The following is a 10109-nucleotide window of genomic DNA, read 5'->3' as shown; positions in this document are numbered from 1 at the left end:
TGCCTGGCCGACGACTCCGGGCTGGCCGTGGACGCCCTGAACGGGATGCCGGGCGTGCTCTCGGCGCGCTGGGCGGGCCGGCACGGCGACGACGCGGCCAACAACGCGCTGCTGCTCGCACAACTCTCGGACGTGCCCGACGAGCGTCGTGGCGCGGCCTTCTTCTCCAGCTGCGCCCTGGTGTACTCGGCGCGGGATCCGGAACAGTCGACGACGAATCCGGTCGAGAGGGTCGCGGAGGGGCGGTGGGCCGGACACGTACTCCGGGAGCCTCGCGGCGAGGGCGGGTTCGGCTACGACCCGCTGTTCCTGCCCGAGGGGTCGGACCGCTCCGCGGCGGAACTCACACCGGGGGAGAAGGACGCCGACTCCCACCGCGGACGTGCCCTGCGCGCGCTCGCCCCGGCTCTGCGGGAACTCGCGGAGCGCGGCTGACGGGTCCCGGGTGACCGCTAGACCGCGTACTCGGTCCGGACGTCCCGGGTCCGCTTGTGCTCGAACCAGAACGACAGGAACGGGACCGTCCCGGCCAGCGCGGTCAGCAGGGTGCGGGAGGCCGGCCACCGGGCCTTGATCGCCAGGTCGAGGGTCATGAACAGGTAGATGATGTAGAAGACACCGTGGGCCTGCCCGATGTAGGTGAACCAGTCGGGAGCGTCCGAGGAGTTGTCCAGGATCAGGTACTTGTAGATCATCTCGACAGTGAGGACCAGCAGCCACACGCCGGTGATCCAGGCCAGGACGCGGTACCGGGCGAGCGCTCCGCGGACCTTGCCGTCGGGATCCGGCTTGCGGTCGTCGGTCTCCGGGGTGGCTGCGACTGTCATGTGGTGTGTCTCTCCTGGTGGCGGTCACCGGCGGCCGCGTCCTGACGGGCCAGCTCGGCGAGGTACGAGTTGTAGGCGTCCAAGCCCCCGTCGCGGGTTCGGGCCTCCGTGGCGGGACGCCGGGTGGGCAGGAGATCGGCGGGGATCTCCGTGACGATCTTCTGGCGCCCTCGCGCACCCCGGCGTGGGGGCGGACCGTCGGGGTGGCCGTCGGCCTCGTCGTCGTCACCGTCGTCCCCGTCAGCACCGGCCGCCGGGAGGGCCGACTCGGCCTCCTCGGCCTCCAGTCGCACGTACTTCAGGTACGCGTAGACCAGGAAACCCGCCAGGAACGGCCACATGAAGGTGTAACCGAGGTTCTGCACCGTCCCCGTGGCCTCCTGGTAGCGGGCGAGCTGCCAGAACCCCATCCCCAGGCAGAAGATCGAGCCCAGGACGACGAACGCGATCCACGAGGGGCGGTGCCTGACCTTGGTCGAGACCGGTGGACCGGAGGCGGGGTCGCCTCCGACCGTGCGGTTGCTCAGGGTGTCGGACACCCCTCCACGATACCGCCGACGGCGCGGTAAGCTCACCTCGCCCGGCACCCCCGGGCAGGCGCCCGTGGCGGAATTGGCAGACGCGCTGGATTTAGGTTCCAGTGTCTACGGACGTGGGAGTTCAAGTCTCCCCGGGCGCACCGTCACAGATCGCGGTTCAGTCGAGTTCGTCGATCAGCCGGGCGAGGATGTCGTTCATCGTGAGCAGGCCGATGAGGTCGTTGCCGCGGACCACGATCAGGCGGTTGAGGTGGAACCGGCTCATCATGGCCGCGGCCTGGTTCACCGACAGGTCCTCTCCCACGGAGATGGCGGGCTTGACGGCGGCGTCGTAGACGTTGAGCAGGTCCACGTCGCCCTCCTCGACGACGATGGCGCGCAGCAGCTCGTTGTAGCTGAGCAGGCCGTAGGCATCGTGGGGGTGCTGGCGGTCGACCACGAGGCTCTTGACCCGATGGGAGCGCATCATCGACAGCGCCTCGCGCAGGGTGGCGTAGGGGGAGATGGTGATCACCTCGGGCACCATGACCTGTTGGACGGTGAGCATGGGGGTCCTCCTGGGTTGTACGGGCGGTATGGGGCGTGCGCGGGGGAGCGGGTGGGCGTGGCTCAGGTGTTCTCCCGGCGCATGTACTCCTCAAACTTCACCAGTTGCCGGGGGTCGATCCCGGTGAGGTGCTCGATGGGGACGTTGAAGGCGATGCCGTGGGAGTTGTCCCCGTCGACCAGGATCTCGTGCAGGGACTTGAGGATCGGGGTGGCCAGGTGGGTGCCCACGACCATGAGCAGCACCGACTGGGAGCCCTCGAAGGTCAGTCCGAAGAAGGTCTTCTTCTGCTGCGCGCCGATGCCCTTGCCCTCCAGGATCGTCACCCCGGTCGCCCCGGCCCGTTGCGCGACCTCGATGGCGGTGTCCTCCAGTTCCGGGGGGGCGATCACTACGATGGCCGTGAATTTCATGACGATTCCTTCCGCAGGCGGGGGATTCTCTCGAGGGCGATGGCATAGAGCAGGACGGAGATGATCGGGAAGATCGAGGCGAAGGCGATGAGTCCGAAGCCGTCGAGCAGCGCACTGCGGCCCTCGATGGCGCTGGCCAACCCGATGCCCAGGGCGGTGACCAGCGGCACGGTGACCTCGGACGTGGTGACCCCGCCGAGGTCGAAGGCCAGGGCGACGATGTACTTCGGGGCCAGGACCACCAGGACGATGACCACGGCGTAGGAGACCATGATGAAGTAGTGCAGCGGACCGCCGGAGAGGATGCGGTACACCCCCAGGGCGATTCCGACCGCCACCCCCGTGGCCACGACCAGTCGGATGGCGGTGGCGTTGATCCCGGCCGGTGAGACGTTCTCCGCCTGGTCGGCGATGGCCACCAGGGCCGGCTCGGCCATGGTGGTGGCGAACCCGATGAGCAGGGCGAACAGCAGGATCAGAGCCGGTATGTCGCGGTCGATGAGCTGCTCGGCCATCTGCGTGCCCAGCGGGAAGAGCCCCATCTTCAGGCCCACCACGAAGGCGTAGAGCCCCACGAGGACCATGACGAACCCCACGGCCACCCGTAGCGGGTGGGACAACTTGCGGCGCAGCGCGACGTACTGGAAGAACAGGACGACGATCACCATGGGCGCCACGTCGCGGACCATCTCCGCCAGGCCCACCACGTGTTCCAGCCAGAGTGGGGCGCCGGCCTGCTCCGATCCCGTGGTGGGCGCGCCGCCGCCACCGCCGAAGGTGTAGACCCACATCCCGTAGAGCTGAACCCCGATCATCGGCACCATCACGCACAGCGCCACCAGTCCGAAGCCGTCCGTGAGCGCGCTGCGGCCCCGGATCGAGTTCGCCAACCCGATCCCGATCGCGGCGATCAGCGGCACGGTCACGACATTGGTGGTCACCCCGCCGGAGTCGAAGGCCAGGCCCACGATCTCCGGCGGGGCCACGAACGTGGCCACCAGGACCACGACGTAGCCGCCGATCAGAATCCGGTGGACCGCCCAGCCCCGCAGCACCCGCAGGATCCCCAGGACCAGGACGAGACCCACGGACACGGCGATCACGACCCGCAGCACGACCCCGTCGATACGGCCCTCGCTGATCAGTTCCGCCTGTTCCGCCACCGCGATCAGGGCCGGCTCGGCTACGACCGCGGCGAATCCGATGGCGAAACCGAAGGTGAGCAGCAGCCCCAGCGCACCGCGGCGGGTGAACTGGTTGGCGAGGTTCTTGCCCACCGGGAACACGCTCAGGTCCAGGCCCTGGAGGAACAGGGCGATCCCCACCCCCACGATCAGCAGTCCCGCGACCAGTTGGAGAGGGTCCTCGGGCATCCGGCGGAAGACCAGCAGCTGGAAGGCCACCACCACGGCCACGATGGGCAACAGATTCCTCAGGGCTTTCCGGAACTCCTGGGCGAAGTGTCGGAGATGCTCCATGGAGGCTGGCGTCCTCTTCCGGGGTCGGGTCGACAAGCGGCCTGGATCCCAGTCTGACGTACGACCACCGGGGCGTTCACGAAACGGCGCCGGGACCGTGGTCGGTCCACCGGGTCGGTGCGCACTCACCGCCGACTCACCGCCGACTCACCAACGACGGTCCGTCCGGATCCCGGCGAGGACCCTGTCGGCGATCTCCTCCACCGGCAGCGCGATCGGGCAGGTGATGCCGTCCTCGTCCGGCCCCAGGTGTTCCAGCGTGGCCAGCTGCGACTCCAGGATCCGGTGGGACGCGAAGTGTCCCTGGCGGGCGGCGAGTCGGGCCTCGAGGAGCTCCGGGTCGGCGCCGAGTTCGACGAAGAACACCGGCCGGTCGACGTCCCGGAGGACGTCGCGGTAGGCGCGTCGCAGTGCCGAACACGCGACGACGACGCCGGGGTCCGAGCCGGCTCCGGCTCTCGACTGGTCCCGCTCCCGCATGGTGTCCCTCACCGCGTCCAGCCACGGCCCACGGTCGAGGTCGGTGAGCGGCGCGCCGGCGCCCAGTTTCCGGCGGTTGGCGGGAGGATGCAGGTCGTCGGCATCCAGGAACGGCGCACCGATCCGCTCGGCGATCACGCGGGCAACGGTCGACTTCCCGGCACCGGACACCCCCATCACCACGAGGTGCGGAACGGGCAGGGGTGACGGCCCCGTCAGACTCGGCACCGGCCCTATCGGATTCGGCACCGGCCCGTCAGATGGTGAAGGCCATCGACCGGAGGATCGAGTAGCTCAGATCCCGGTCGCCGCTGATCTCCACGCCGTTGCCGGCGTCGGCGGCGATCCTGCCGGTCGCCGCACGCACGAAGGTCGGGGTGTCGAAGACCAGCTCCGCGGTCACCGCCGCGGAGTCGTCGACGTCGGCGAGCGCAGCCCGGCCGTCGACCACCACGTCGACGGCCATCGGGAGATCGGTGTCGGCCTCACCCGTGACCCGGAATCGGACGCGGGCACCATCCGGTGCGCCGGCCTTCTTGCCCACGGTCCGGGGGAGGGAGCGCACGATCTCGTCGCGAGCGAATCGCCCCGGACCGCTGCCGAGGTGGTGTTGCATGCCGAGGGCGTGGCGGATGTCGTCCTCGTGGACCCAGCAGTCGAAGACGCGCACGCCCATGAAGCGCCGGAACGGGACACGACCGACGGGCGAGTCGGTCTCGGCCTCGAACTCCTGCGGGGTCATCTCGGCGAGCTGTCCCGTGCGCTCGGCGACGGCCTCGCGGAAGTCGGCGAACGCGTCCTCGACCGCCAGGGGTCGCGCCTCCTCCACGAACTTCTCGTTCAGTTCCCCGATGGGGTTGCGGACGTAGTCGCCGGCCGAGGGCGGGAGGTCGATGTCCGGTACCGGTTCGCCCGAGAGCAGGTGCTCCGTGCCGGCGATGTGCGCCACCACATCGCGGACGGTCCATCCCGGGAGCGCCGTCGGTGCGGTCCAGTCGTCTCTCTTCAGCCCCGCGAGGAGTTCGTCAAGGCGCTTCCACTGCTGGATCAAGTGGCGCACCTCGACAGGGGCCCCGCCGGTGGATCCTGCGGGTTCTGTGGTGGCGGCGTTGCTGCTCTCGGTGTCCATGGACACAAGGCTACTGCCGTGGTGGGGCGGGCCCGGACTCTTCTGCGCGACCCGGGGACGAGCACCATTCCGGGGCCGGGGAGTCCGGGGCCTTGAACGCCTCTGGGATCCTGGCGACGTGTATTCGGAAGTGACGCTGCGGGGTGGAGTGGCCCTCTGGCGCTCGGTCGGGGCAAGCGGATCGGTCGTCCCGGCTGACGGATGCGTCGATCTCATACTGCGTGACGACGCGGTCCTCGTCGCGGGGCCGTCGACGCGGTGGATCGACACTCTCGCGGACGGCCATGAGGGTTCGGTCGGTCTCCGTCTGCCGCCGGGAGAGGCCGCGCGACAGGCTGGACCGGGTTCGTTCGCCGATCTGCTTCCGCCCTGGTTCCGGCACGAGTCGTCGCCGAGGAACTGGCATGGTCCGAGCGCACATTCCGCAGACGCATGTCGATCGAGTTCGGCTATGGCTACGCCACGTTGGTCCGTATCGAGCGGGCGGGCCGCGCCCGCTCGGTACTCCGCTCCGGCGCATCGGTGAGCGCTGCCGCGGCACTCGTCGGATACGCCGACCAGCCGCATCTATCGCGCGAGTTCCGGCGACTGGTCGGAATGAGCCCGGGTCAGTTCGTCTCCAGTTCCGCGTAGAGGTCGACGGAGTTGCCGTCGGGGTCGAGGAGGGTCGCGTAGCGCTGTCCCCAGTTCGCGTCCCATGGCGGCACGTGCGCGGTGTGTCCGGCCTGCACCAGCGCCGCGAGCGTCGCATCCACGTCTGCGGGAGAGCCCTTGTCGAATGCCAGGGCGATGCGATGCCCGCCCACCGGCACGGCGTAGGCCGGGTCGAACCCGCGGATGGTCTCGACCGTGTCCCAGGCAAGCGCTGTGCCGTCGTCGAGTGTGGCCTCCACGTGCGGCGCGCTGTCCTGCCCATCGGCGATGTCCACGCCGAGAGCACGATAGAACGCCAGCGATGCGGCCATGTCGCGGGTCACTATTCCGATGAACCCCAGTGTCAGTCTCACGTGCCCCACGCTAGGAGGGTCCCTCTAGCCGTGTCGTGAACAGAACGGCCACATCGCCGGTGCCAGGACCCGGACCGCCCACCTCGACGACGCCGGCCCCGGCGCCGCTGTGGTGTGCGGGCGCCGGGGCCGGCGATCAGGTCGTGCGGCGCGAGGTCAGAGCTCGCGCGCGGGACCGGTTGTGGCCCCCTCCGGGTCGTCGGGGTGACCGACGAAGTGCACGATGCTGGCGACGAGTCCGCCCCAGATCACGAGCAGGAACAGCACCATCATGATGATCGCGGGAGCGTCCATGGCTCAGGCCTCCTTGGGCGTGTGGGTGGGTGTGGGGTTCTCGTCGGGACGGGTGAGTCCCTCCTCGTAGATGTAGTCGCTCGGGTCGTCGTCGACGCTCGGCGGGCCGTCGAGATGGCGGGCCCCCCGCCAGGGCAGGGCCGACAGGACGATCGACAAGACGAGGATGGTCCCGATCATGCCCCAGCCCCAGACCCCCAGGATCGCGGCGTCATACCCCTCGTATGGTTCGGAGACGAGGGTCATGATCTCGCGGATCAGGGCGTAGCCCAGGACGATCGGCGTGATGACCGCCAGGCAGACGATCCAGAACGTGCCGACCTTCCACGAGGACACCGAGTTGAGGTGGTCGCGCAGTGTGGGGGCCAGTCGCATCACGAAGATCACCACGATGAGGGCGATGAGGGTGATGCCGACGATGCCGAGGCTGTTGACGAACTTGTCCATCACATCGAGGTTCTGCAGCCCGGTCTCGGTGGGCATGAGCAGGATCGAGGCGACCGCCATCGGGATGCCCACGGCCAGTACCGAGACGGTGCGGCTGCTGCCCATCTTGTCCTGGAAGGACGAGATGACCACCTGGACGATGGAGATGAGCGAGGTGATGCCGGCCAGGATGAGGCAGATGAAGAACACCACGCCCCAGATCGGGCCGCCGGGCATCTGCGAGATCAGCGCCGGGAAGGCGATGAACGCCAGACCCGGACCGCCGCCGACGTCCTCCCAGCCTGCGCCCGCCGACGTGGAGACGAGGAAGCCGAGCGTGGCGAACACGCCGATGCCCGCGAGGACCTCGAAGGCGGAGTTGGAGAAGCCCACGACCAGGCCGGAGCTCGTGAGGTTGGACTTGCGCTTGAGGTAGGACGAGTAGGTGAGCATGATGCCGAAGCCGACCGAGAGGGAGAAGAAGATCTGGCCGTAGGCCGCGATCCACACGCTCGGCTCGGTGAGCACGCCCCAGTCCGGGGTGAAGAAGTTGTTCAGGCCGTCCATGGCGCCGTCGAGGAAGAGCGAACGCACCACGAGGGCGGCGAAGAGCGCGACGAGGAGCGGGACGAAGAGCAGTGCGGTGCGGCCGATGCCCTTCTGGACGCCCGCCAGCAGGACACCCAGCGTGACGATCCACACGACCACCAGGACGATCGCGATACCCGGCACGAAGTCGATCCCGAAGCCGCTGCCGGCGCGGAGGAAGTCCTCGGCGAAGAACGAGGCCGATTCCTCGTAGGTCTCACCCCACCGTTCGTCGACCGAGAACCAGGCGTAGGACGCCGCCCAGGCGATGATCACCGCGTAGTACACGGCGATGACGAAGGACACCAGGACCTGGATCCAGCCGATCGGCTCGGCGAACCGGTTCATCCGCCGGAAGCTCAGCGGCGCGGAGCCGCGGAAACGGTGGCCGATGGCGTAGTCGAAGAACAACAGCGGGAGACCCGCGGTGAGCAGTGCCACCAGGTAGGGGAGCAGGAAGGCGCCGCCACCGTTGTCGTACGCGACGAAGGGGAAACGCCAGATGTTGCCGAGGCCGACGGCGGAGCCGATGGCGGCAAAGACGAAGACGGAGCGACGGGAGAAGGTCTCTCTCGGTGTCACCCCACTTTTGGTTGGCGGGCTGGTCATGGTCGACTCCTCGTAGGGCGATCGGGCGGCGGATCCGCCGGGTGTGACGGAACGACGATAGGTGTGGTCTCCTCAACTCCCCACATCTTCTCGGCGGGTTGTCGTTTTGGTGACCATTTCGACGCATTCGCGGCACCTGATTGTGTTACTGGCGGGGCTACAGTGACCACATGAAGTCTCAGCGAGTGGGCCGGAGGGTGGGCCGCGTGGTGGCCGCGGCCTCGCTCGTGGTGTCGATGGCAGGGGCGTCCGCCCTCGTCGCCGCCCCGACGCTGGCCGTCCCCGTGCCCTCTCCCGCCGAGGTGGTCCGCGAGACCGGGTCGTGGTTCTCGCACGGGTACACCCTCGACCTGCGCGCGGACGGAACGGGGATGTTCGCGGCCTGGGTCGGGGCGTTCGACGGCACCAGGGTCCAGCTCAGCCTGATCCCGGCCCCGGGTTCGGCGACCGTCGCGGAGGTGACCGCGGTCGAGACGGTCGGACTCGGCGGGCTGGGCCCGGACGAGCAGCCGGGTGTCGGGGGTCTGGTCACGATCGGCTTCGGGGACGCAGTGCGTACGGCCCACGTGGAGTGGTCGTCCGGACCTCGCCGCCTGGCCGCTGACCTGTGCCCCACCGAGGGGCTCGACGCCGCACAGATGGCCGTACTCCGGTGCGGGGCCTGACGATCTGACCGGGGCGCCCGGACCGGAGCCGACACGCCGCCACCGGGCGGATCACCCCTGAGAACGAGGTAACGATTCGGTAACGGGGGCGACCCCAAGCCTGAGGCCCCCCTCACCTGTGTGTATGAGGAAACCATCGGGTTCCGGTTGTGAGCAGGGTCACCCGCAGACCCTCCCGGGCGACCCCCGAACGGACGGCCGTACCCCCTCAAGCTGAGGGCTCCCTCAACTTCCTGTGGCAGTCTGTGCCCTGCGTCGGACCAGCAACTGGTCTCGGCGTGGAGATGTCCCAGACGAAGTTGCCAAGGAGTTCCACACGTGACGATCGACGACCGCGACCTCACACCCCGCCCGCTCGAGACCGGACACGCGGCCCGCCGCCAGGCCCGCGCGCTCGCGGACGACCTGCGTGAGGGCACCGCCTACGCCCTCGCCTTCGGGGGACAGGGGATCGCGTGGCGCGACGCGTTGAGCGACCTCATCGACGGCACCGGGATCGGTCCCGAACTGCAGGACCTCGTCGACTCCTCCGTCGCCCTCACCGAGCCGGTCCACGACGAGATCGCGGTGGTCCGGCCCCACGGCTTCCGCCCCATCGAGTGGGCCAACACCACCACCGGCGAGGACGAGGACCACGGTGACCTCCCCGACGAGGCGTCGCTCTCCTCCGCCGCCGTCTCCCTGCCGGCCGTCCTGCTCGCCCAGGTGGGCGCCGTCCGCGCGCTCGCCGCCGAGGGCTTCGACGTCAACGACACCGCCCCCGCCGCCGTGGTCGGACACTCCCAGGGCATCCTCGCCGTGGAATCGGTCGAGACCTTCGGGTCGATCGACGACCGCCTCCTGGCGATGGCCGAGCTCATCGGCGCCGCCGCCACCCTGATCGGACGCCGCACGGGCCTGATCCGCCGTGGCGAGGCCAGCCCCATGGTCGGCGTGTCGGGCATCGACGGCGCGCGACTGCGCGCCCTCGTCGACGAGGTCTTCTCCGCGGTCGACCCCGCACTGCGGCCGACCGTCTCCATCCGCAACGCGCAGCGCCGTCACGTCGTGGTGGGCCGTCCGGACGATCTCGAGGACCTGCGCCGTCACTGCGCGGACCTCGAGGCC

General features: G+C 69.3%; 14 protein-coding genes and 1 tRNA gene. 5 read left to right on the top strand and 10 right to left on the bottom strand.

Features of this window, described 5'->3' with window-relative positions; all coding sequences use genetic code 11:
* The coding region (locus G6027_RS04985) for a non-canonical purine NTP pyrophosphatase (RefSeq protein ID WP_182635945.1) at positions 1-435 on the top strand (435 nt) is incomplete at its 5' end.
* 17 nt (positions 436-452) lie between these two features.
* Here G6027_RS04985 and G6027_RS04980 read toward each other — a convergent pair.
* Entirely contained in the window at positions 453-827 is a 375-nt protein-coding gene (locus G6027_RS04980) for a DUF3817 domain-containing protein (RefSeq protein ID WP_182635943.1), read from the bottom strand.
* A complete protein-coding gene (locus G6027_RS04975) occupies positions 824-1366 on the bottom strand; it encodes a hypothetical protein (protein WP_182635940.1) in 543 nt (180 codons plus the stop codon). The genes G6027_RS04980 and G6027_RS04975 overlap by 4 nt, the downstream gene beginning before the upstream one ends.
* A gap of 58 nt (positions 1367-1424) precedes the next feature.
* Between G6027_RS04975 and G6027_RS04970 the strand changes: the two genes are divergently transcribed.
* Positions 1425-1506: transfer RNA gene (locus G6027_RS04970), tRNA-Leu, on the top strand.
* Positions 1507-1523: 17 nt separating this feature from the next.
* On the opposite strand, the gene G6027_RS04965 is transcribed toward G6027_RS04970, so the two are convergent.
* The 5 genes from G6027_RS04965 to G6027_RS04945 all read right to left on the bottom strand — a co-directional run bounded on the left by G6027_RS04965 (position 1524) and on the right by G6027_RS04945 (position 5413).
* On the bottom strand, positions 1524-1913 hold the full coding sequence (locus G6027_RS04965; protein ID WP_182635938.1) for a CBS domain-containing protein: 390 nt from the start codon (positions 1911-1913) through the stop codon (positions 1524-1526).
* Between the two features lie 62 nt (positions 1914-1975).
* Complete coding sequence (locus G6027_RS04960) at positions 1976-2326, bottom strand: transcriptional regulator (RefSeq protein WP_182635936.1); 351 nt, start codon at positions 2324-2326, stop codon at positions 1976-1978.
* Complete coding sequence (locus G6027_RS04955; protein WP_182635934.1) at positions 2323-3804, bottom strand: DUF1538 domain-containing protein; 1482 nt, start codon at positions 3802-3804, stop codon at positions 2323-2325. The genes G6027_RS04960 and G6027_RS04955 overlap by 4 nt, the downstream gene beginning before the upstream one ends.
* A gap of 147 nt (positions 3805-3951) precedes the next feature.
* A complete protein-coding gene (locus G6027_RS04950; RefSeq protein ID WP_346995636.1) occupies positions 3952-4512 on the bottom strand; it encodes a gluconokinase in 561 nt (186 codons plus the stop codon).
* 28 nt (positions 4513-4540) lie between these two features.
* Positions 4541-5413 carry a maleylpyruvate isomerase family mycothiol-dependent enzyme gene (locus tag G6027_RS04945; RefSeq protein ID WP_182635932.1) on the bottom strand — a complete coding sequence of 291 codons (873 nt, stop codon included), beginning with the start codon at positions 5411-5413 and terminating at the stop codon, positions 4541-4543.
* 432 nt (positions 5414-5845) lie between these two features.
* On the opposite strand from G6027_RS04945, the gene G6027_RS18385 reads away from it, so the two are divergent.
* Complete coding sequence (locus G6027_RS18385; protein ID WP_206682466.1) at positions 5846-6046, top strand: helix-turn-helix domain-containing protein; 201 nt, start codon at positions 5846-5848, stop codon at positions 6044-6046.
* On the opposite strand, the gene G6027_RS04935 is transcribed toward G6027_RS18385, so the two are convergent.
* From G6027_RS04935 to G6027_RS04925, 3 genes are all read right to left on the bottom strand, one after another.
* A complete protein-coding gene (locus G6027_RS04935; RefSeq protein ID WP_182635930.1) occupies positions 6022-6420 on the bottom strand; it encodes a VOC family protein in 399 nt (132 codons plus the stop codon). The genes G6027_RS18385 and G6027_RS04935 overlap by 25 nt on opposite strands.
* A gap of 156 nt (positions 6421-6576) precedes the next feature.
* Complete coding sequence (locus tag G6027_RS04930; protein ID WP_182635928.1) at positions 6577-6714, bottom strand: methionine/alanine import family NSS transporter small subunit; 138 nt, start codon at positions 6712-6714, stop codon at positions 6577-6579.
* Between the two features lie 3 nt (positions 6715-6717).
* Positions 6718-8337: a sodium-dependent transporter gene (locus G6027_RS04925; protein ID WP_182635926.1), complete on the bottom strand. Its 1620-nt coding sequence runs from the start codon at positions 8335-8337 to the stop codon at positions 6718-6720.
* A gap of 170 nt (positions 8338-8507) precedes the next feature.
* Between G6027_RS04925 and G6027_RS04920 the strand changes: the two genes are divergently transcribed.
* Together G6027_RS04920 and G6027_RS04915 are read left to right on the top strand one after the other, a co-directional pair.
* Positions 8508-9002 carry a hypothetical protein gene (locus G6027_RS04920; RefSeq protein ID WP_182635924.1) on the top strand — a complete coding sequence of 165 codons (495 nt, stop codon included), beginning with the start codon at positions 8508-8510 and terminating at the stop codon, positions 9000-9002.
* Positions 9003-9320: 318 nt separating this feature from the next.
* On the top strand, positions 9321-10109 hold a 789-nt coding region (locus tag G6027_RS04915; protein WP_182635922.1), incomplete at its 3' end, for an ACP S-malonyltransferase.

Origin of the sequence: Dietzia sp. SLG310A2-38A2, from assembly GCF_014145095.1 — a bacterium.
Classification (GTDB): domain Bacteria; phylum Actinomycetota; class Actinomycetes; order Mycobacteriales; family Mycobacteriaceae; genus Dietzia.
The sequence above is the reverse complement of the archived record's forward strand: the minus strand, read 5'-3'. Positions and strand labels throughout refer to the sequence as shown.

What these genes read in the sequence shown, in the direction of transcription:
- G6027_RS04980 (WP_182635943.1), bottom strand. Translation starts at nt 827, where the DNA reads ATGACAGTCGCAGCCACCCCGGAGACCGACGACCGCAAGCCGGATCCC.
- G6027_RS04965 (WP_182635938.1), bottom strand. Translation starts at nt 1,913, where the DNA reads ATGCTCACCGTCCAACAGGTCATGGTGCCCGAGGTGATCACCATCTCC.
- G6027_RS04960 (WP_182635936.1), bottom strand. Translation starts at nt 2,326, where the DNA reads ATGAAATTCACGGCCATCGTAGTGATCGCCCCCCCGGAACTGGAGGAC.
- G6027_RS04955 (WP_182635934.1), bottom strand. Translation starts at nt 3,804, where the DNA reads ATGGAGCATCTCCGACACTTCGCCCAGGAGTTCCGGAAAGCCCTGAGG.
- G6027_RS04945 (WP_182635932.1), bottom strand. Translation starts at nt 5,413, where the DNA reads ATGGACACCGAGAGCAGCAACGCCGCCACCACAGAACCCGCAGGATCC.
- G6027_RS18385 (WP_206682466.1), top strand. Translation starts at nt 5,846, where the DNA reads ATGTCGATCGAGTTCGGCTATGGCTACGCCACGTTGGTCCGTATCGAG.
- G6027_RS04930 (WP_182635928.1), bottom strand. Translation starts at nt 6,714, where the DNA reads ATGGACGCTCCCGCGATCATCATGATGGTGCTGTTCCTGCTCGTGATC.
- G6027_RS04925 (WP_182635926.1), bottom strand. Translation starts at nt 8,337, where the DNA reads ATGACCAGCCCGCCAACCAAAAGTGGGGTGACACCGAGAGAGACCTTC.
- G6027_RS04920 (WP_182635924.1), top strand. Translation starts at nt 8,508, where the DNA reads ATGAAGTCTCAGCGAGTGGGCCGGAGGGTGGGCCGCGTGGTGGCCGCG.